The organism is Paucisalibacillus algeriensis (assembly GCF_000577245.1).
In the GTDB taxonomy this organism is placed as follows: domain Bacteria; phylum Bacillota; class Bacilli; order Bacillales; family Amphibacillaceae; genus Ornithinibacillus.
Genome location: NZ_CBYO010000007.1, coordinates 69,058 through 89,282, shown reverse-complemented (window position 1 = coordinate 89,282; position 20,225 = coordinate 69,058). Strand labels below are relative to the sequence as shown.

General features: G+C 35.0%; 21 protein-coding genes. 16 read left to right on the top strand and 5 right to left on the bottom strand.

Features of this window, described 5'->3' with window-relative positions; translation table 11 throughout:
* Window position 1 precedes the first annotated feature (1 nt).
* Entirely contained in the window at window positions 2-742 is a 741-nt protein-coding gene (locus TY11_RS05105) for a YdcF family protein (protein ID WP_052345740.1), read from the bottom strand.
* A 443-nt stretch (window positions 743-1,185) separates the two neighbouring features.
* Between TY11_RS05105 and TY11_RS05100 the strand changes: the two genes are divergently transcribed.
* From TY11_RS05100 to TY11_RS05055, 10 genes are all read left to right on the top strand, one after another.
* Window positions 1,186-1,773 carry a glucose-6-phosphate isomerase gene (locus TY11_RS05100; protein ID WP_042143602.1) on the top strand — a complete coding sequence of 196 codons (588 nt, stop codon included), beginning with the start codon at window positions 1,186-1,188 and terminating at the stop codon, window positions 1,771-1,773.
* 54 nt (window positions 1,774-1,827) lie between these two features.
* The gene (locus TY11_RS05095) at window positions 1,828-2,778 is read left to right on the top strand and encodes a shikimate dehydrogenase family protein (protein WP_042143600.1); all 951 of its coding nucleotides are present in this window, start codon (window positions 1,828-1,830) and stop codon (window positions 2,776-2,778) included.
* Window positions 2,779-2,818: 40 nt separating this feature from the next.
* A complete protein-coding gene (locus TY11_RS05090) occupies window positions 2,819-3,862 on the top strand; it encodes a zinc-dependent dehydrogenase (protein WP_042143599.1) in 1,044 nt (347 codons plus the stop codon).
* Window positions 3,863-3,938: 76 nt separating this feature from the next.
* Window positions 3,939-4,697, top strand: a complete 759-nt coding sequence (locus TY11_RS05085) for a GntR family transcriptional regulator (RefSeq protein WP_052345739.1) — start codon at window positions 3,939-3,941, stop codon at window positions 4,695-4,697.
* A 38-nt stretch (window positions 4,698-4,735) separates the two neighbouring features.
* A complete protein-coding gene (locus TY11_RS05080) occupies window positions 4,736-5,677 on the top strand; it encodes a phosphoglycerate dehydrogenase (protein ID WP_042143598.1) in 942 nt (313 codons plus the stop codon).
* A gap of 5 nt (window positions 5,678-5,682) precedes the next feature.
* The gene (locus tag TY11_RS05075) at window positions 5,683-6,342 is read left to right on the top strand and encodes a bifunctional 4-hydroxy-2-oxoglutarate aldolase/2-dehydro-3-deoxy-phosphogluconate aldolase (RefSeq protein WP_042143597.1); all 660 of its coding nucleotides are present in this window, start codon (window positions 5,683-5,685) and stop codon (window positions 6,340-6,342) included.
* A complete protein-coding gene (locus TY11_RS05070) occupies window positions 6,342-7,292 on the top strand; it encodes a phosphotriesterase family protein (RefSeq protein ID WP_042143596.1) in 951 nt (316 codons plus the stop codon). The genes TY11_RS05075 and TY11_RS05070 overlap by 1 nt, the downstream gene beginning before the upstream one ends.
* Before the next feature lie 77 nt (window positions 7,293-7,369).
* Complete coding sequence (locus TY11_RS05065; RefSeq protein ID WP_042143595.1) at window positions 7,370-7,822, top strand: PTS sugar transporter subunit IIA; 453 nt, start codon at window positions 7,370-7,372, stop codon at window positions 7,820-7,822.
* A 1-nt stretch (window position 7,823) separates the two neighbouring features.
* Window positions 7,824-9,245: a PTS fructose transporter subunit IIC gene (locus tag TY11_RS05060; protein WP_042143593.1), complete on the top strand. Its 1,422-nt coding sequence runs from the start codon at window positions 7,824-7,826 to the stop codon at window positions 9,243-9,245.
* Window positions 9,242-10,258: a Gfo/Idh/MocA family oxidoreductase gene (locus TY11_RS05055; RefSeq protein ID WP_042143590.1), complete on the top strand. Its 1,017-nt coding sequence runs from the start codon at window positions 9,242-9,244 to the stop codon at window positions 10,256-10,258. The genes TY11_RS05060 and TY11_RS05055 overlap by 4 nt, the downstream gene beginning before the upstream one ends.
* A gap of 550 nt (window positions 10,259-10,808) precedes the next feature.
* Here the strand turns inward: TY11_RS05055 and TY11_RS05050 are convergent.
* A complete protein-coding gene (locus TY11_RS05050; RefSeq protein WP_042143588.1) occupies window positions 10,809-11,354 on the bottom strand; it encodes a hypothetical protein in 546 nt (181 codons plus the stop codon).
* A gap of 469 nt (window positions 11,355-11,823) precedes the next feature.
* Here TY11_RS05050 and TY11_RS21030 point away from each other — a divergent pair, with 469 nt between their 5' ends.
* Entirely contained in the window at window positions 11,824-12,552 is a 729-nt protein-coding gene (locus TY11_RS21030; protein WP_052345738.1) for a D-Ala-D-Ala carboxypeptidase family metallohydrolase, read from the top strand.
* 644 nt (window positions 12,553-13,196) lie between these two features.
* Here TY11_RS21030 and TY11_RS05040 read toward each other — a convergent pair.
* Window positions 13,197-13,691, bottom strand: coding sequence for a CotY/CotZ family spore coat protein (locus TY11_RS05040; protein WP_052345737.1), 495 nt, complete (start codon window positions 13,689-13,691; stop codon window positions 13,197-13,199).
* Between the two features lie 161 nt (window positions 13,692-13,852).
* On the bottom strand, window positions 13,853-14,251 hold the full coding sequence (locus TY11_RS05035; protein WP_042143585.1) for a hypothetical protein: 399 nt from the start codon (window positions 14,249-14,251) through the stop codon (window positions 13,853-13,855).
* A 410-nt stretch (window positions 14,252-14,661) separates the two neighbouring features.
* Between TY11_RS05035 and TY11_RS05030 the strand changes: the two genes are divergently transcribed.
* Entirely contained in the window at window positions 14,662-15,369 is a 708-nt protein-coding gene (locus TY11_RS05030; RefSeq protein WP_042143583.1) for a hypothetical protein, read from the top strand.
* Window positions 15,370-15,620: 251 nt separating this feature from the next.
* Here the strand turns inward: TY11_RS05030 and TY11_RS05025 are convergent, their stop codons facing one another.
* Complete coding sequence (locus tag TY11_RS05025; RefSeq protein ID WP_042143581.1) at window positions 15,621-16,505, bottom strand: hypothetical protein; 885 nt, start codon at window positions 16,503-16,505, stop codon at window positions 15,621-15,623.
* Between the two features lie 547 nt (window positions 16,506-17,052).
* Here TY11_RS05025 and TY11_RS05020 point away from each other — a divergent pair.
* From TY11_RS05020 to TY11_RS05005, 4 genes are all read left to right on the top strand, one after another.
* The gene (locus TY11_RS05020) at window positions 17,053-17,784 is read left to right on the top strand and encodes a GntR family transcriptional regulator (protein ID WP_042143579.1); all 732 of its coding nucleotides are present in this window, start codon (window positions 17,053-17,055) and stop codon (window positions 17,782-17,784) included.
* Between the two features lie 137 nt (window positions 17,785-17,921).
* The gene (locus TY11_RS05015; protein ID WP_052345736.1) at window positions 17,922-18,380 is read left to right on the top strand and encodes a PTS sugar transporter subunit IIA; all 459 of its coding nucleotides are present in this window, start codon (window positions 17,922-17,924) and stop codon (window positions 18,378-18,380) included.
* A gap of 15 nt (window positions 18,381-18,395) precedes the next feature.
* On the top strand, window positions 18,396-18,689 hold the full coding sequence (locus tag TY11_RS05010) for a PTS sugar transporter subunit IIB (protein ID WP_042143573.1): 294 nt from the start codon (window positions 18,396-18,398) through the stop codon (window positions 18,687-18,689).
* A 21-nt stretch (window positions 18,690-18,710) separates the two neighbouring features.
* A complete protein-coding gene (locus TY11_RS05005) occupies window positions 18,711-20,150 on the top strand; it encodes a PTS galactitol transporter subunit IIC (RefSeq protein WP_197025058.1) in 1,440 nt (479 codons plus the stop codon).
* Window positions 20,151-20,225 lie beyond the last annotated feature (75 nt).

Below are 20,225 nucleotides of genomic sequence, written 5' to 3'. Positions count from 1 at the left end.
ACTATCTCTGAAATAAATAGGTATTAATGATAGCAAAGTATTCACGAATGTGAGCTTGAACAAGAATATGTTTTGGTGTTTCAGAAGGTGCTGCATACACCGTAAATCCAACTCGGCCACCAATCATTTTGGCCCGAAACATATGAAAATCATTCGTGATAACAATGATTTCAGGCTTCAGCTCAGAAGGTGCAAGTAATTCTTTCGAAAAAAGAAAATTCTCATGGGTACTCGTTGACTTATCTTCTACTAAAATATCAGTTGGTTCTACCCCAAGAGAGACTAAGTACCTTTTCATCGCTTCGCCTTCGGATATTTCCTCATTGTAGTCCACCCCTCCAGATGTCACAATGGTAGTTGGATTCTGTTGATATATATCATAAGCTTTATTTAATCGTCTTTTTAAAGTAGGAGATGGTTCCCCGTTTATTAAACCAGCACCAAGTACTAGAATTGGAACATCGCCACTGGGAAGTGAATCCTCTTGTGCCTGATACATAAGTATTTCGAAAAACATGATAGTAATGACAGATATCACTAGTACCCCTGTGACCATGTATCGTAACCACCTTTTCTTCCGGAGAAATGAAAAAAAACGTTTATGAAAAATAGCTAATAATAAAAAGACAATCCCCATCACCGTAATAATGATAATCCCAAAATCAATATTCCCACTAACATAAATAAGTGAAAAAACATAAAGAAAACAACTAACCGCACAAAGACCAAAAAGAATCGCCATAGGATACCATCCTTCATAGATTACTAGAACATACACTAATTTTAACAAAAAAAGAGCGATAGGGATAGGTTCCTTGGATTGATTTAGTGAACTGGATGGTGGGGTGGTATTTGAGTGAGAGATGAATGATTAGTGACATGAAATTATGGGAGAATCCGTAAAATCACGCAATAGATTTAGTCTTGTGCGGAAGCCAACCATCTCGTGTGAGTTTAGGGTACCGTAGAGCGATAGCAGATTTAAGTTTTTGCCGGTTGCCCAGTCTTCCTGTTTATAATCTATTAATTAATCAAGATTATTAGTACCGAAAAAATATTTAATAAAATATAAACTTTTAAAATATTTAGATTGACAACGCTTGCAATCGAGTGTAATAATATTGGTAATTACATCATTACATCATTAACTGTTTTTGAAAATCTACTTTATTAGGAGTGAGTTTGTTGAATATTGAACAATTAGTAAAACCTTTTAGTTTATTATTTGATCTAAAAAATGGTCTATCTGATGATATTGAATCGACCAAAAGAAATCTTTCTAAGATGAAAGGTATGTATGCTGATAATGAAGCATTAGAAAGTATTCTAGAAAAAGAGGATACACTTGCTTATGAATTTTATGAGCTTGAGCTACCAAATGAGGATAATAATTTACTTTTTGGAACTAGTATTGTTTATCCTGGTAAAGTAGGAAATGAATTTTTTATGACGAAAGGACATTTTCATAATGTCATAGATACTGCAGAAGTGTACTACTGCTTAAGTGGAGAAGGGTATCTTTTAATGGAAAATCCAGAGGGAGATTGGGCAGCTGAAGAATTTACTCCTGGTAAAGCAGTATATGCTCCGGGAAGATATGCGCACCGAAGTGTCAATATAGGGGATGAACCACTAGTAACCTTCTTTGTATTTAGGGCAGATGCTGGTCATGACTACGGTACGATTGAGGAAAAAGGGTTCAGGAAATTAATTGTCGATAATAGTGGCAAAGTGGAAATTGTTGATAATCCAAAATGGAAAAATAATCGATAATCGTAAAAGATTATTTCATAATAACTAAATTAACATCAAAAGGGAGTTCTGATAATGAAATTACCACCAAGTGCAGTAAAACCTACTATGTACTTTATCGGTGTTACTACTACCCAATCATCCATAATGAAACTTTTCCCACTTTGGGCAGAAGAATTAGGATTGGATGATGCTGTCATTCAAGGTATTGATATTGATATCCATGCAGAGCCAGAAGTCTACCAACGATATGTTGAATTTATAAAAGAAGACCCACTATCAATGGGCGCATTAGTTACTACCCATAAAATCGATTTATTCCATGCAGTGGAAGAAAGCTTTGATTATATTGATCCATATGCAAAGATGCTCCATGAAGTTTCCTCTATCTCAAAGAAGGATGGACGACTTGAAGCTCATGCAAAAGATCCAATTACAAGTGGATTAGCAATGGAAGCATTTATTCCAACAGATTTTTGGAAAAAAGGTGGCGAAGTATTTATTATGGGTGCTGGTGGAAGCGCTCTTGCCATAAGTTCATATCTAACAGATAAGAAGCATGGGGATAATCTACCTTCCAAAATAATAATTAGCAACCGAAGTGAGGGTAGACTGAAATCAGCTAAAGAATTATTAAGCAAAATAGATACCCCTGTTAATTTTGAATATCATTTATGTCCTAATCCAAGTGAAAATGATAAGATTTTGGAAAAATTAAAACCATATTCATTAGTTGTGAATGCTACTGGATTAGGTAAGGACCGTCCTGGATCTCCATTGACAAATCAATGTGAATTTCCGGAGCAAAGTCTAGTTTGGGAATTAAACTATCGGGGTGAACTAGATTTCATGCATCAAGCAATGGAACAAAGGGAACAGAAAAATCTAATTGTCGAAGATGGTTGGATTTATTTCATTCATGGGTGGACACAAGTAATTGCAGAGGTATTTCAAGTAGACATCTCCAAGCACTTTGAAAATATTGAAAAAATAGCTTCAGATAGTAGAACTGCTAAGGTTAATTAAGTCTAAATGTAGTTCAGTATTACAGAGAGGAGAGAATGTTATGCAAGCAGCTGTTATGTATGGAAAAGAAGATGTTAGGTTAGAAGAAGTAATTAAACCAGATATTAATGAAAATGAAATTTTATTACAAGTAAAAAGTGTAGGTATTTGTGGAACAGATTTACGAATTATTAAAAATGGGCATCAAACGATATCTGAGAGTTCACCAAGAATTCTTGGGCATGAAATCAGCGGAGTTATCGTAGAGGTAGGGAAAAATGTTAGTTATTATCAAGATGGAATGCGTGTAGCAGTTTCCCCAAACGTTGGCTGTGGTGTTTGTGATTTCTGTGTAGCAGGAGACTTTCATATGTGTCAAGATTATACTGCTCTAGGAGTTCAACTTGATGGTGGATTTGCTGAGTATGTAAGGATCCCAGAAGCATTTATCAGAAATGGAAATCTGGTAGAAATTCCTACCCATGTATCCTTTGAGGAAGCGTCAATTAATGAACCTCTTTCTTGTGTGTATAATGGCTTGTCCGTAACAGAAGTTAAACCTGGTGACGTAGTGCTTGTGATTGGTGCTGGGCCTATAGGCGTGATGCATGCTTTACTAGCTAAATTAGCAGGTGCATCAAAAGTCATCATTAGTAACCGTTCTACACATCGTCTGGAGATTTGTAAGGAGTTGGATGATTCATTTATCACTGTTGAATCTGCTCACCTTGAGAGTACCATTCAAGAACATACAAATGGTAAAGGGGTTGATGTATGCATTGTTGCAGTATCTTCACCTAGTGCGCAAGAACAAGCTGTTGAGTTAGCTGGTGTATACGGTAAAGTTAACTTTTTTGGTGGACTTCCAAAGGGTAGTGAGTATATACGTATCAATGGTAACCTACTTCACTATAAACAAATTACTTTAACTGGTACGACGAAAGCAAATAACAGTCATTTTCGCGAAACAATGAAATTTATTTCTTCTGGAATATTAGACGTTAACAAGTTAGTCAGCAAGCATTTTTCAATTTCACAATTTGAAGATGCAATTAATTATGCCAGAAGTTCAAAAGGCTTAAAAGCAGTTATTAGCTTTGAATAAACAACTTAAAAGCAGTTAACCATAATAACAACCCTATAGTGGTCAATGTTTTTCTAATTAGAAAGGTGTTCTGGAATTGAGAGAAAAAGATTTAGTTGAAATAAAATTGAATAAAGATGTTCCACTTCCACTCTATTATCAATTGATAGAAGTCATTAAAAGGGATATCAAGAATGGTGTATATAAGGCAGGTGATATGATTCCACCTGAAAGAGAGTTAATTAATATTTACGGTATTAGTAGAACACCAGTAAGGCAAGCATTAAATGAACTTGTAACAGAAGGGATATTAAAAAGAGAGCATGGTAGGGGAACTTTTGTTGCAGAAAAGAAAATAGAGCAAACATTTCTAGAAAGCCTCAGTAACTTCCAAGATGAAATGGAAAGTAAAGGATTAAACTATACAACAAGATTGATGGAAACAGAACTTATTAGTAGTAATCCAGAATTTGATGCTATTTTTGAACGAAAAGTCGATCAGTTAATTAAATTTATTCGTTTACGGTCAGTTGAAGGAGAACCTTATGTATTAGTAACAACTTATATCCCTGCTGAAATGGCACCTGGATTAGAAAATATAAATTTGGAAAGTGATTCCCTGTATCGAACCCTGGAGGAAAAATACAATTTTAAAATAAGTCATGCAAAACGTATTATTGAGGCATTTAATGCTTCTAAAGAAGAAGCAGAAATTCTAAATATAAATCCTTTTGATGCGATACAAGTAACGAAAACAGTGGCCTATTTGGATGATGACACCAGTTTTGAATATTCTATTGCAAAGTATAGAGGAGATCTAAATCGTTTTACCGTTCATGTTAGAAACAAGCGTTAGGGCATCGTTAATACCTACTACGAGAGAGGAGAACGGGTATGAAAAAAATATTAATAACTCCGAGATCGTATGGAATGTTTAATAGAGATATTCTAAACAATTTAGAGAAAGAAGGATTTGAAGTTGTTCGGGAAGTTGGGCCTCTGTCAGAGGAGAGAATGATTTCGCTTATTCAAGATGTTGATGCATTAATAGTTGGCACCGATGAACTAACAGAGAAGATTATTGACCAAGCGCAAAATTTAAAAGTAATTTCTAAATACGGTACAGGGATAGATAACATCCCTAAAGAATATGCAGAAAAAAGAGGAGTTATTGTAACTAATACGCCATCTGTAAATAATGAAGCAGTTGCGGATTATACTTTTGGACTCATGCTTTCTGTTGCTAGAAACATCGCTGCATCTGCTCAGAATGTAAAAGAAGGTAAATGGTCCAAGCATGTTGGAGTAGAGGTGTTTGGAAAAACTCTAGGAATTATTGGATTTGGGGCAATAGGAAGGTCTGTCGCTGAACGTGCAAAAGGGTTTAAAATGAACATTTTAGTCTATGATGTCTTCCAAAATCAGGATATAGCTGAACAGTATGATATAACGTATGCAGAGCTAGAAGAAGTTGTTAGCAGAAGTGATTTCATTGCCGTTCATGTTCCTTTAATATCGGAAACTAGAAATCTATTAGACTATTCATTAATGAGCAAAATGAAAGAAGAAGCAATCATTGTTAATACTGCCAGGGGTGGAATCATTAATGAGGATGATTTGTATCGTATTTTAAAAGAAGGAAAAATACGAGGTGCTGGACTTGATGTGTTTTCTGTAGAGCCACCAACTAATTCACCTTTGCTCGAATTAGAAAATGCTGTTTTGACACCACATAATGCAGCTTCAAGTAAAGAAGCAATACAACGAATGACTTTAGATTCTACTAAAAATGTTCTGGACTATTTTAATAGTGTTAAATCAGATGTGAGGAGTTGAATGGTGTGGCACAAAAAGAGCAAGTTTTAAAATCAATCCAAGATGATAGTATTGTAGCTGTTTTAAGAGGAACTGAAGAAGAAGTGGTTAAAGTGGCAAGAGCAGCATTTCTAGGTGGAATAAAAAATATCGAAGTAACGTTGACTGTTCCCAATGCTTTTCAAGTACTACAAAGGATAAAAGAAGAACTTGGTAGTTCAAATGTAAATGTTGGGATGGGAACAGTACTAGATAGCACATCTGCTGTAAATGCAATTCATGCAGGTGCAGATTTTATTGTTTCTCCACATTTGGATGAGGACATCATTCTTGCTTGTCATAAATATAAAACGTTAATAATGCCAGGGACGATGACATTAACGGAGATGGTCAAAGCTTTATCAGCGGGATGTGACATTGTTAAGCTATTTCCTGCAAGTCTTACTGGATCAAAGTATATCAAAGATGTTAAGGGACCTATCCCTCAAATTAACATTATGCCAACTGGTGGTGTTGATGAAAATAACATAGATGAATGGATTCAGGCAGGTGCTTTTGCAGTAGGGATTGGAAGTAATCTCAAAAAAGCTGGTGGACCAGAGTTTGATACCAACAAGATAACCGAATATGCTAAATTACTGGTCGAAAAAGTTTCAGAAGCAAAATATCTAGTGAGTGGAAGTTAATGGACACATTACAAATTCAAACTGTTCGAGGGTTTGTGCAACAAAATGAAGTAAAGCATTTCCAACCACATGAACACATCATGTTAGAAAAGGGACAGGCAACTATTTTTGACAAAAATCTATGTATTGATGACTTTTCCCTAACGGTTAAGGAGTTAGACAAATTACCTGCTCACACAGCTATTGTTGATGCACAGCCTATTGGGGCTGGGAGGATGACTAAGGAACTAGTTTCGGTTGCGGAGATAGCAAATGTTCATATTGTTGCTTCTACTGGGTTCCATAAATCCATGTTTTACTGGCCAGATCATTGGATAGAGGAAGTATCTAGTGAACGTTTGGCAGAAGTATTTGTTTCAGAGATTCTCCATGGGATGTATGTAGGAAATCAAATAACTTTCCCTGAAGAAAAAATTCATAATAAGGCTGGTCTTATTAAAACAGCAGTAGATAAGGAAGGCATTTCAAAAGAATATGAATACAAGTTTGAAGCTGCAGTAGAGGCATCACTTAGAACGAATGCAACAATTATGGTTCATGTCGAAAAAGGGTCAAACCCGTTAGAAATTATTAACTTTTTATTAGATAGAAATATACCAGCAGAAAAAATTATATTATGCCATTTGGATCGTACACATCATGATTATTCGCTTCATCAAGAAATTGCCCAAACTGGGGTTTATTTAGAATACGATACAATTGGACGTTTCAAGTATCATGATGATGATACAGAGGTGCAATTAATTTATCACATGTTGGAAAATGGGTTTTCTAATTCCATATTATTAAGTCTGGACACTACAAGGGCTAGAATTGGTTCCTATGGTGGTGAAATCGGCATAGATTACCTACTGAAGATGTTTGTTCCAAAGCTATACCAATATGGAATAAATAAAGAAACCATTCATAAATTATTGGTTACTAATCCTTTCAATGCAATTAGTATTTGAGAGGAAGCAGCATATATGAAATAAGAGTCAATAGTATTATCTTTCAGCTCAATACAGTAAAAAATGGGGGAAGGGAAATGGGAATTCAGGAAGTACTTACGGAAGAACTAATATGTTTCGACTTGAAAAGCAATGAGAAAGAAACTGCAATAAGAGAACTAGCAGACCTAATGCAAAAAAGTAAAATTTTAGAAGATGAAGAGCTATATTTAGAAGCAGTCATGAAAAGGGAGGCTGAATTTACAACAGGTATCGGATATGGAGTTGCAATTCCACATGGAAAATCAAATGTTGTTACAAAACCAAGTATTGCTTTTGGAAAAAGTAAATCCGGCATTTCATACGATTCTATGGATGGGAAGCCCGTACATCTCATTTTCTTAATAGCAGTTCCAGAAAACTCTAATAATGAGCATTTGAAAATTCTTAGTCAACTATCTAGAAAACTCATTCATCAAGATATTCGTGATTCATTAATGAAAGCGGTAACAAAGGATGAAATATATGAAGTATTAAAAGGAGATGAATAATATGAAGAAAATCGTTGCTATCACATCTTGTTCAACTGGTATTGCCCATACATACATGGCTGCTGAAGCTTTAGAAGTGGCAGCAAAAGAAATGGGATATGAAATTAAAGTTGAAACACAAGGTTCAATTGGTGCGGAGAATATTTTATCGGCGGAAGAAATTCAACAAGCAGACGCAGTAGTAATTGCTGCTAGCACATCAGTAAATAAAGATAGATTTACTGGAAAAAAACTTGTCGAGGTTGACGTAAACGAAGCCATTCAAAATGGCAAAAAATTAATAGAAAAGTCGCTTACTTCCCCAATATATAAAAGTGAAGGTGAAGAAGACGATGTAAATGATGTCAAAACGACCTCTAATAAAAGTGGCTTTCAAAAAGTATACAGTCATTTAATGACAGGTGTTTCTTATATGATTCCATTTGTTGTGGCTGGAGGTTTACTAATTGCACTAGCCTTTGCATTTGGTGGAATAAATGCAGAGGGCGAAATGGCTTCTTCCTTAAAAAAACTTGGAGATCTAGCAATGACTCTTATGTGGCCAGCTTTAGGTGGATATGTTGCCTTTTCTATTGCAAGTAGACCCGGTCTAGTCCCTGGTATGGTTGCAGGTCTATTAGCTTCTCAAATGAATGCTGGCTTCTTGGGAGCGTTATTAGGTGGTTTTCTAGCTGGTTATACAATAAATGTACTGAAAAAGTATATCCGTCTTCCGCAAAATTTTTCGGGATTATTACCAGTATTAATCTTACCTTTGTTTTCCGTACTTATTACTGGTCTAATTTTTATTTATGTTCTCGGAGGCCCTATTACAGCATTAAATGATGGGCTAACGAATTGGTTAAACGGATTAACAGGTATTAATTCTGTGCTACTAGGTTTGATTCTGGGTGGAATGATGGCAATTGATTTAGCAGGTCCTATTGGTAAAGCAGCATATTTCTTTGGAGTTGCATCATTAACAAACCTATCACAAGGTGATGTAAGTAATGTGATGGCAGCTGTCATGGTCTCCGGAATGGTTCCACCATTAGCAATGGCGTTTTCTTCAACAATTATTGGTAAAAACCGTTATACAAGAGAACAAAGAGAGGCAGGAAAATCTGCATGGATCCTTGGGTTCTCATTTATCTCAGAGGGCGCTATCCCATTTGCAGTAGCCGATCCAATTCGTGTTCTAGCCTCTGTTACTGTAGGTGCATCTATATCAGGTGGATTATCTATGTTGTTTGGTTCTGGAATCGCAGTACCACATGGTGGTTTCTTTGTATTTTTTATTCCTGGGGCAGTTCAAAATGTTCTAATGTATGTACTAGCTTTAGCGATTGGTGTTATTATCAGTGGAGTGCTTGTAACGTTGTGGAAAAAGCCAATTGATAAGGCAAAACCACAAAATGCTGCTAATGCAGGTGAGGCTGCATGAGTACTGTGAATATATGTTTGATAGGAACTGGAAGAGCAGGGATGATTCATGGGCGCAACTATGCATCAAGAGTTTCGAATGCAAGATTAATTGCTTTATGTGACCCATATGATGAATCTTTAAAAGCTGCTCATGATGAATTGAATGTAAAGTACCTTTATACAGATTATAAAGAGGCACTTGAAAATCCAGAAATTGATGCAGTGATTATCGTTACACCAACTGTTAGTCATAAAGAAATTGCATTAGCAGCTGCTAATGCTAAAAAGCATATCTTCTGTGAAAAACCACTGGCTATGAATGAAGCCGAGTGTGATGAGATTATTGAAGCAGCTAATAACAATAATATTAAACTGCAGGTTGGTTTTATGAGACGTTTTGACGAAAACTTTCAGCAAGCAAAGGATATCGTTGACTCTGGAGAAATCGGTGATGTGGTACTTGTGAAATCTTTGACTAGAGGGCCTAGTGAGCCAAAACCTTGGATGTTTGATATTCTTAAGAGCAATGGACCAATTGGTGAAGTGAATAGTCATGATTTAGATACACTTCGGTGGTTTACTGGAAGTGAGGTTGAGAGTATTTACTCCATTGGTGGAAACTTTAGATCACCTGAAGTGAAAGAGCAATATCCAGATTATTATGATACAGTTTCTATGAACTTAACGCTTAAGAATGGCATGATCGGTGCAATAGATGGAGCACAATATGTACAATATGGGTATGATGCGCGAGTTGAAATTTTGGGAACCCATGGTAATATCACGTTAGGACAACAAAATAAACATAGTGTTGTTACAGCAACAAAGGAAGGGAAACTAACTAGCCAATCGATGCATAGTTGGACATATCTATTTAGAGAAGCGTATGTAAATGAAGCTATTGGATTTGTAAATGCTATTCGTAATAATACTAAACCTCTTGTCACTGGAGAGGATGGAAAACAAGCTGTTAAACTAGTTAGATTAGGACTTGAATCGCTAATGAAACGAGAGATTGTATACTCTCATTGAGTTTTAGGTGACTGGTGTCACTTTTGGAACATCCCCGATTCTTAACGACTTTAAAAGAGCTACTTGATGGAGAGGGATATAGGGACGAGAAGAAACAAAAGGAATAGATATAACTTCCATCCAGAGGAGCAGTCCCCTGAGGATGGAAGTTTTTTATAAAGGACCACGGGTAGACAAGTTTTGCATTGGAACTGCTCAGCTTTATATACTTTTAACCCTTTCAAATCCTGTCATGATTGCATCAATATTAAAAAGCAATGACTTTTATGTCCCATAATAATTACAAATCATTGCGTAGTGTATCGCGCTGCATCAACCGCTAATATTAAAATATTTTTTTATTTCAGTTTTTTTACAAAAATCACCTTTCTATTTCCATTTTTACCTTGAATATGATTCTATAAATTTACCAATATTTTCGCCTTCTTATCAGGTATTTGGGGTTGGAAGTCTTTGGAAAACAGTGGCATTTTGTATGATTATAACCTTTTTACTATGCTAGGTACCTTGGCATAATGAGCCAAGGTACTATCCCGCAAATTCCCTATATTTATTTAATCATTATCTCAATCCTATCTCGATTTTGCTCTACTAAATCCTCCAACAACTGATTAGCATGTTCGGCATATTCTTCTATACCGAATTCATCTTCCCCTAATTCACCCAAAAACTCTGAAGTATAAGCATTAATATACCCAACCATTTCAGTAGAAATTTCGGTATACTTTTTATAGTAATCGCTCGGATCCATTCCAAGTTTCTTAGCCTGTGCATCAGCAAATGCACGAATCGATTCAGCTTCTGCCCCTTGTGTTTCTTCCTGAGGATACTGACCATATGATTCTACAATTTTATTAATATGCTCGGATGCGTCGACTTTCATCTTTTTTACTTCCTGTTCAGCCAACTTTGCTATAACAACCTCATCCATCATACTAACTATTTCTTCATCAGGATATAGCATACGCAAGTAACCAATTGTAATCTCTTCTCCCCTTACTATTGCTGCAATATCTTCATCATTAAATGATGCTGAATCCATACATCCACTAAGAATGAACAAACAAATAACTAGCAAACCAGTCCATTTGTACATTGAATACCTCCATCGTATACATCAGTGAATACTCTTTTTAAATAAAAGATATGTAGTTTGTCCTTGAAATAGGACTATAAAGGGTATTTCAGCTTCAAAGAATTTGTCGAATTGTTACCTGTCACTTCAAAATAAACTCGCCAAAAAAATGAAAAAACTAAGAAGTGCTCCATAGTCCAACTTTTCCTTTTAAAATTTTGAACTAGACTAGTTCCATTTCCTCTAAAAATTTAGTCCCCTAGTCTTACCCAGGTCTTGTCAATCAAGCAGAAGTCCTTATGTATTTTTAGCACCTTTGACGAATATCTTACTTGTCCTTTGCATGGTAACCTATTCATAGACACCCGGAATTACATAATGCAATGTATTCAATTATGGTAAGGGGGTGTAATGAAAAAATATAATAGTTTAGTAATGTAATATGGACTTCCGAGATTTAACAAAAAAATAATCTTAGGAGGTAAGTAAGATGAAAAAGGCTTTTAAACAGTTCATTACTATTGTTGGTTTTACGCTAATGTTTACACTAGCCATGTCCATTATAAGTACAGATGAAGCATCTGCCTATAATTGGACTCGTACATTAAGTGAAGGCTCCAGTGGTTCTGATGTACTGGAATTACAAATTAGAGTGGCTGGATGGGTAGCCGATTCTCCTACAAGGACCTATCTTGCTACCGATGGCCAGTTTGGTCCTGCGACAAAAGCTGCTGTAATCCGTTTTCAAAGAGCATATGGATTAGCACCTGATGGAATTGTTGGTCCAGCTACACAAGCAAAACTAAATGAATTAGAACGTTCAAATGGAACGAAACATTTTAATTATAGTGAATTTTATTCAAAGGATGGAAGTGGTTTTAGCGGTGGGAGAGTCTCATCGACCACGGTTAAAGAAAATGTACGTAGAATGATGTATAAGCTAGAAGCAGTACGTGTTAAGATAGGAAACAAGCCAATAACAATCAACTCTGGATTCAGAAGCGTGTCCCACAATAACAGTATTCCAGGTAGCTCTTCAAACAGTCAACACACATACGGAATTGCATCGGATATTAAATCTTCCGGTGTTTCCTTAACAACTCTTAGGAGTGCAGCCAGGTCTTCGGGCTTTAGTGGAGTTTATAATGGAAGTACCTACACCCACATAGATAGCAGGATAGAATATCCATATGGAGCACAGTATTGGTATTGGCCATAATCGTCATCTTTTAGATAGAATGGTAGAGTAAATAAAGATAGGCGTGATATCTTTATCATTTTATAATGATAAGAATCACGTCTATTTTTATTTGAAACATCAGTGAAGTGTCATTAGCTACACCCACATGCACACAATCGCAAACCAACCCATTACACTGATTACAGATTAAATGAATTAATGTGGATGGAGAGCGATGTTGGGGGCAAGAGCAACAATATATGTGTCGTAGTCCTATTTTATCTAGTTTACATCTTTGAACGATTAGTTTTAGATGTTTAATAGATTCTTTGATTTTTTTCTCAGGCAAAAGATAATCAGATATACCTATTACAAACTTATCATTTTCCACTGCAATCACATAGCCATTTAGCATCTTAATTATAAGAATTAGTAGTTTATCCGAATGTATTCAAATAATATCTGTTCTTTAAAGATATCACCGCTCATAGAAGGAAGTAGTCGGTTTCATATAGCTATAAGAAGGCACAATAAGCAGATATGTCCACTAATTGTGCCTTCTTCCTCGTAAAACCTCCGATTGTCCCCGGAAAGTTCAATTGACTACTTATGAAACTTTAGCACCTAACATAAGTGAATTATTTTATACCTTACTCTAAAAAGCCAAGTGATTTAACTGTATGTTAAGTTTTTCTTGGGTCTAAATGAACAGCTGGTAAGCAAAAAATTGAACATAAGCAGTCTAGATCAATCTTGATGCAAATCCCTGTACGAATTAAATCTTCAACTTTTTCACAATCGAGTTGATCACATGGGCTACTTGGACTACATTTTTGGTCATGTTTAAAGGTTAATAACTCAAGAATAGCACAATCTTCTTTTAGACCTGATAATCGAAATATAAAAGTTGAGATACATTTAAATTTTTCACTATTACAGCATTTACAGTCAAATGTCGTTACACCGTCAGCTTTGAATGGGCAACCCTCTTTTGTATAAAGAATAAATGGTACTGTATTTTTGAGGTTCTTTTTTCCATGATCAGGATGTAATAATTTATCAATTTCATCGCATGCAACATCATGAGACCATTGAACTTTTTGTTGAGCTTCTAATATTTCTTTTAATGTATCTTTAATACATCCCTTGCCTTTAGTACATTTGTGTGAAGAATCCAAAATAGGTACACTCCTTTCTACCAATAGCATTTTTAAAAAGTAATAATTCTGAGTGGGACGCGTCCATAGGGTGTTATATTGTAGAATATAGACTACTATCGTTCGTATATAGTAATGGATTTGGTGTTAGTTGATAGTTGATGGTTGAATATGGTTCTACTTTACCAAGAAAAGCAATCACAACACTTGTGATCCTTGTGCTTATGGTGATTTCTGCAGCATTTTGGATGGTTATCATGATCATGTTTTTTGCATTTTTTCTTAGGTTTATCCTCTTTATCTAGTAATAAAATCATGACAATTTCCTTTAGTATGATTTTCTTCATTATTTTTTCGAGATGCTTTGTATAAGCTGAAATCTCTTCCTTTGACCATTTCGTCGAATGATTGTTTAAGATATCTACTTCGGTCTGAAGTAAGCTAGCTAAAGCAGTCTCCATCCCAGCAATAGACTCGTGAATTGACATACTTTCTGGTAAACTAATGGATCTGCCAAGTCTTTCGTAATCAAAGGATTCCTCATCCTCTTCAAACCCTCCTATATGGGGAATTAAGCTCATATTATATTCCTCCCCTCTCTACTCCATTATCATTACATCATATGTCCCTTATTAGATTCTGCATATACCTTTGCCTAAAAATAATAGATTATTTTGCCTAAAAAAAATAGTTTATTTAGATTCAAACCATTTTTTTAAATAATTCACCTTACCATTTCGTGTTATCAATCTATAAGTAGAAAAAACAAAAAAAATTAACTTGCCGATTTATTAGTGTTCGGTACTCGATCTGAGGATATTGCAAATAATGGAGAAGTTGATAGACGCGTAAAATCTAGTTACTTTATCTATTTTTTGGAAAAAAGGCAGTTTAGTGAGCCAATCAACTAAACCAAAATGAAAGATTTACATATTTTGAAACTAACAGGATGAAAAAGATCCTGATTATTTTAATAAGGAGGAAAAAGTAAATGGTATGTATTACAACTCCATCAGGCTTTACTGATGAACAGAACCCATTTCCCATTTCAGCAAATGTAACAGCAAACATATCAGATGGTGGAACCTGTATTACTTTTACGCTAACAAACACCACTCCAGGATCAGCAATCAGTGATTTTTACTTTAACTTAGACATTGGCCTTGGTGTTACGCTTGTAGAGGGTCCAGATACAACTGCTAACTGGGATTTTACCGTAGGTGGACCATTCCCTGGTTGTGGAGGTATTATGAACTTTCTAAGATATCGTTTCAGTACAGATCCAAGTACCCCACTTGGATTTGGTCAATCCGCAACCCTACAAGTTTGTCGGACAACAGGAACATTTACTGAAGAGGATCTAGAGGGTACTCTTGCAGCAGTACACGTAAGAAGTGCAGGTCCAAATGATGCAAGTGGTTGTGCTTCTGATACGTGGCAATGTACAAATGTTCCACCAGAGCCACCAGTAGATGAATGTCCATTAGTTACTCCTGTAGTAGCAATGGAAAATGCTTTAGCTGAATTATTAGCAGCTGTTACAGATAACAGCTCTATACCAAATGATTTACCAACAATCGAGAAGATTTTGAAACTTATCTTCTTGAAGAATCAGTTGTTAGTTCTATTGATCCAAGAATGCCCAATTGATGATAATGACAATGGCCCCGACCAAAATGGCGGACAGAACGGAGCTTAATAGCTTCTATTAAATTTAGGAAAGATATATTAATAGTTACTTCCTCAGTAATTAATAATTAACTATTAATAACTAAAGAAGATTGCCAAACCAACTTGCTTAATAGTTGGTTTGGCAATCTCTTTATTTTCTAACAAACTTTAAGAAAAGTGAGCCTATTAGCATTGAAGTTTTACGGTAATTCATTATTAGATTATATTTATGGAAAATGGAAGATAAAGGCTCTAGTAATCTTTAAAATATGTAATCTCTCATTTACTACACCCACATGCACTACAATCACAAACCAACCAATTACACCTATTACAGATTAAATGTGTTAGTGTGGATAGAGAGCGATGTTGAGGGCAAGACCAACAATATGTGTGTCTTATTCCTATTTTATCTAAGTTACTTCTTTGAACTATTAGTTTTTGATGTTTAATAGATTCTTCCATTTTTTTCTGTTCTTTTGCTTTATTTCTTTCATCAAAAAGCTTCTTGATTTCAGGTATAAGATAATCGGAAGGTACATCAGATATACCTATTACAACCTTATCTTTTTCCACTTCAATTACATAGCCGTTTAAAATGTTCTTATAAGAATTAGTCGATTTTTCGAGTGTAGTCAGATAAGTTCTGTTCTTTAAAGATACAACCGTTTCATAGGAGGAAGAAGCATATTTTCTTACTTTGTTAACATACAAAGGATCAAGTGGCTTTACTCCATAGGTATTCTTTCTATTAACAGAAATTATTTCAATGGTCAACCTGATTTCTTTGTTATGAACAAACGAATATCCGCATGAGCAATATCTGTTCTTTCTCATACCTTTACAGTTTGGGCAAAATTGAGCTTGTTTGTTGTGAAACGAGTAAGAGCAGTTACTACAATAGGGCTGATGCTCTAATTCTTTTGTATGACAGACTGGGCAATACTGATATGTTGGAGTATAGGTGCTTTTGTACTTATTTGACAACTCTTTCATTCTTTTTTCTTTTTCTTGCTGTAGCTTCTTTTCATTACGTGTAGCATAAAATCCCACTCCATATCTGTCAGAGTCTTTCCGCTTACTTGTAGCAAATTGACAATCCTGACATATTGCATTGTGGGAAGGGATGCTGATGGTTTTACCGCAGTTGGTGCACTTGTACATTTATTAAACTCCTTTTTAGATATTGTTCATTCTGTATAATGAATAGTAACTAAATATTTTATATTGAATATTTTTGTAGTAGAATCTAGTTTTGTTTCTTATGTGGGTTCTGAATTAGATACATGGTAGTTAATTCTGGGAGTCTACAGAATAATTTATCATTTTAAGCAGGAATTTGGAACTATATGTTGAAATAATAGAATATATATCGTTGGGTAATAGCCTGTATAGACTGAAAGACCAGGCTATCTCGTTGATTTACTTACGGTTATTCATCTAAGGTGTGATAAGTCATATAAAGCATGCAATTAGTCAATATTTTCAGGTTTTACCTACCGAAGTTATTTTATTTCCATTGTTAAATTAATGATATTGCAAGTTTTCTTAAAGTATATTAATGAAGATTCCTTTTGCTTCCTAAATTGAATAAGTGAGAATTAATTTATAAGGACAAGAAGGTAAGGCTTCGAAATGTTCTCATATTTCAAAGGAAGTCTGAAATTTGTTATAATTATTTTGAATAATATAAATGAAAGAAGAGGATATTATGTCGAAAAGCCTTTCTAATGATTCTTTTGTACCACTGTATCATCAATTAAAAGAAATAATTAAAGAGGAAATAGAGTCCGGCAAGTGGAACTACGGTGACAAAATTCCTTCGGAAAGTGTATTTACAAAAGAATATAATATTAGCCGTAATACTGTACAAAGAGCGATTGAAGACCTTGTTCATGAGGGGATGCTATATCGAGAGCAAGGTAAAGGGACATTTGTATCGAGACCAAAGTATGAACAACCATTAACTAAATTTTATAGTTTTAGTAAAGTAATGAAGGAACTTGGAATGAATCCTTTTGATATCATTGTTAGTATTGAGGAGAAAAAGGTAAAAAAGAGTGTAGCTAAAGTCCTGGAACTGGACACTGATGAAATGGTATTAGAACTGGTAAGGGTTCGGTGTGCAAATGAAGAACCTTTAATATTCGAAACAACATATCTACCAAAAAAGATAGTTCCAACTCTGAAAAAAGAGGATATTGAGAAAAGTTCATTATTTGATCATATGAGAGATAAATATGACATTGTTGTATCTTCATCAAAAGAAATTTTTGAACCGGTTCTTATTCGTGAGTATGAAAGTAAGTATTTACAAGTTAAAACAGGTTACCCTGCGTTATTACTTGATCGGATTGACTATGATAATAATAAGCGTCCAATAGGTTTTTTACGTTCAATAATTCGTGGAGATCGAAGCAGATTTTACACAGAATTATTATAAGAATTTTTTAATAACTTAGGTTGACCCAACAATACAACAATGGTACAATAAAACAAATCAAAATAGATTGATAATTTTGATGTTTTATACCGTTAAATGTTAACGCTTACAAAAAAACGGTTGGGAGGTGTTATTATTTGGAAAATACTATTGTCATTCAAAATTACATTCCTTTTCAGTTTGAAGGGACCAATAGGCAGGACTTTCTTGAATCTGTAGCTAAGCTGCTTTTTAAAAAAGGATACGTAAAAGAAACGTTTTTTCAATCCATATGTAAAAGAGAAGAGAAATATCCCACTGGAATTATGTTGGGGGATTATGGAATAGCAATACCGCATACAGAATGTGAACATATATTTAAGTCCTCTATAGTTGTGACCTACTCTAACAATCCGATTCCATTTCAAAGCATGGAAAATCCAAAAGAGGTTGTACCAGCAAATATTGTGTTAGTGCTTGCTTTAAAAGAACCCGAAGATCATCTAGCTTCTCTATCTAAATTAATGGAGCTATTGCAACAAGAATCAATTATGAAGGAAATCAAATTACTTAAAACATCAGAAGAACTAACCAATCTTATCATTAGTCATATATGAAAGGGTGTAATTTAGATGTCAACTAAGAAGAAAATAATTGTAGCGTGTGGAACTGGAGTAGCAACATCCACTGCAGTTTTAGAAAAAATAAAAGATATTGTAAGAAATGCAGGTTTAGAAGTTGACTTTTATCAATGTAGTGCATCTAGCCTAAAATATGAAATTGATTCTGTAAAACCGACTCTTGTGGTAAGCACGACACCTGTAAGTATAGACACTGAAGTTCCTATTTTAAAGGGGCTGCCTTTTTTAACGGGATTGGGTGTTGATGAGGTTAAAGAACAGATCATTTCAACCTTAAAAAATTAAATTTTACTGGGGGAAATATCTATGGATGCTATTATGAATGTTATTAATTTCATTCTTGATTTAGGAGCTACGATAATGATGCCAATCATTATATTTATTATGGCCCTTATATTTAGGGTCAAGGTTGGTAAAGCACTAAGAGCAGGTCTAACGGTTGGGATTGGATTTATCGGGATAAACTTAGTCATTGATTTAATGGTCAAGACATTAGGCCCAGCCATTAGTAGCATGGTAGAAAATTTGAATATTAATTTATCTATTATGGATACTGGATGGCCAACTGCAGCTGCAGCAGCATTCTCCGCTACAAATATTGTACCTTGGATATTTGGATTGGGAATATTACTGAATATAGTATTAATTGCCTTAAAGTTTACTAAAACATTAAATATTGACATGTGGAATTACTGGCAATTTATTTTTGGAGCTGCATTTATTTATGCAGCAACAGACAATTTTATATTGTCGATTGGAATAGCTTTACTAACATTGTTAATCACACTGAAGCTTGCAGACTATACTGCTCCTAAAGTCCAGGAATTCTTTGGAATGCCTGGTATCTCATTACCACATATGCAGACGTTGGCTTGGGCACCAATAGGAATGTTTCTTGATAAAGTAATTGACAAAGTTCCAGGGTTAAACAAATTAAATGCGGATCCAGATACAATTCAGAAACGGTTTGGTGTGATGGGGGAACCAATTATGATAGGTACTATCCTAGGTGGAGTAATTGGCCTATTGGCATTTTTCCCGATGATAATAAATGGGAATGTTGAGGAGGGAATTGGATCAATACTTACTACGTCAATTTCACTTGGAGCAGTTATGTTAATTTTCCCACGTATGATCCGTTTACTTATGGAAGGTTTGTTACCAATTTCCGATGCTGCAAGGGATTTCTTAAATAAGAGATTTCCTGGGAGAGAATTACTAATTGGTTTGGATTCTGCAACAGTTGTTGGTCATCCTGCTGCAGTTGCCACAGGTCTTTTATTAGTACCGATTACTTTGCTATTAGCTGTAGTTTTAAGTTTTGTTGGTGTTAATGAGTTATTACCTTTTGCTGATTTAAGCGTATTGCCTTTCTATGCAGTTTGGGCGATTGTCTGGAGTAGAGGAAATATTATAAGAGGAGCTATTATTGGTGCCTTCTTCATGGGCACGATGCTCATGATTGCAACATTCATTGCTCCATTACAAACTGCACTAGCAGAAGCGGCAAATTTTGCAATGCCAGAGGGATCTTCTTTAGTCTCAAGTATTGCAGGGGGGTCATTCTTATTAGCTTGGTTATTCATGCTACCATTTGTATCTATTAATGGATGGACAGCGGGATTAGCAATAGCTGTAGCTGTAGTAGTTATTATCACGATTGTTTCTTATATCATGTTCTTTATTCCTAAACAGAGAAAAAGAGAGTTTGAAAAAGGAGAGGTAAGTAATAAAAAAGCTATGTAAAAGATTGCTGTTCCAGGTGGTAGAGACTTGATACAAATCAGCTATCCTGGATGTCTTTTTGATAATTTTGAATGT

What these genes read in the sequence shown, in the direction of transcription:
- TY11_RS05105 (WP_052345740.1), bottom strand. Translation starts at nt 742, where the DNA reads ATGGCGATTCTTTTTGGTCTTTGTGCGGTTAGTTGTTTTCTTTATGTT.
- TY11_RS05095 (WP_042143600.1), top strand. Translation starts at nt 1,828, where the DNA reads ATGAAATTACCACCAAGTGCAGTAAAACCTACTATGTACTTTATCGGT.
- TY11_RS05090 (WP_042143599.1), top strand. Translation starts at nt 2,819, where the DNA reads ATGCAAGCAGCTGTTATGTATGGAAAAGAAGATGTTAGGTTAGAAGAA.
- TY11_RS05080 (WP_042143598.1), top strand. Translation starts at nt 4,736, where the DNA reads ATGAAAAAAATATTAATAACTCCGAGATCGTATGGAATGTTTAATAGA.
- TY11_RS05070 (WP_042143596.1), top strand. Translation starts at nt 6,342, where the DNA reads ATGGACACATTACAAATTCAAACTGTTCGAGGGTTTGTGCAACAAAAT.
- TY11_RS05065 (WP_042143595.1), top strand. Translation starts at nt 7,370, where the DNA reads ATGGGAATTCAGGAAGTACTTACGGAAGAACTAATATGTTTCGACTTG.
- TY11_RS05060 (WP_042143593.1), top strand. Translation starts at nt 7,824, where the DNA reads ATGAAGAAAATCGTTGCTATCACATCTTGTTCAACTGGTATTGCCCAT.
- TY11_RS05055 (WP_042143590.1), top strand. Translation starts at nt 9,242, where the DNA reads ATGAGTACTGTGAATATATGTTTGATAGGAACTGGAAGAGCAGGGATG.
- TY11_RS05050 (WP_042143588.1), bottom strand. Translation starts at nt 11,354, where the DNA reads ATGTACAAATGGACTGGTTTGCTAGTTATTTGTTTGTTCATTCTTAGT.
- TY11_RS21030 (WP_052345738.1), top strand. Translation starts at nt 11,824, where the DNA reads ATGAAAAAGGCTTTTAAACAGTTCATTACTATTGTTGGTTTTACGCTA.
- TY11_RS05035 (WP_042143585.1), bottom strand. Translation starts at nt 14,251, where the DNA reads ATGAGCTTAATTCCCCATATAGGAGGGTTTGAAGAGGATGAGGAATCC.
- TY11_RS05030 (WP_042143583.1), top strand. Translation starts at nt 14,662, where the DNA reads ATGGTATGTATTACAACTCCATCAGGCTTTACTGATGAACAGAACCCA.
- TY11_RS05025 (WP_042143581.1), bottom strand. Translation starts at nt 16,505, where the DNA reads ATGTACAAGTGCACCAACTGCGGTAAAACCATCAGCATCCCTTCCCAC.
- TY11_RS05020 (WP_042143579.1), top strand. Translation starts at nt 17,053, where the DNA reads ATGTCGAAAAGCCTTTCTAATGATTCTTTTGTACCACTGTATCATCAA.
- TY11_RS05010 (WP_042143573.1), top strand. Translation starts at nt 18,396, where the DNA reads ATGTCAACTAAGAAGAAAATAATTGTAGCGTGTGGAACTGGAGTAGCA.
- TY11_RS05005 (WP_197025058.1), top strand. Translation starts at nt 18,711, where the DNA reads ATGGATGCTATTATGAATGTTATTAATTTCATTCTTGATTTAGGAGCT.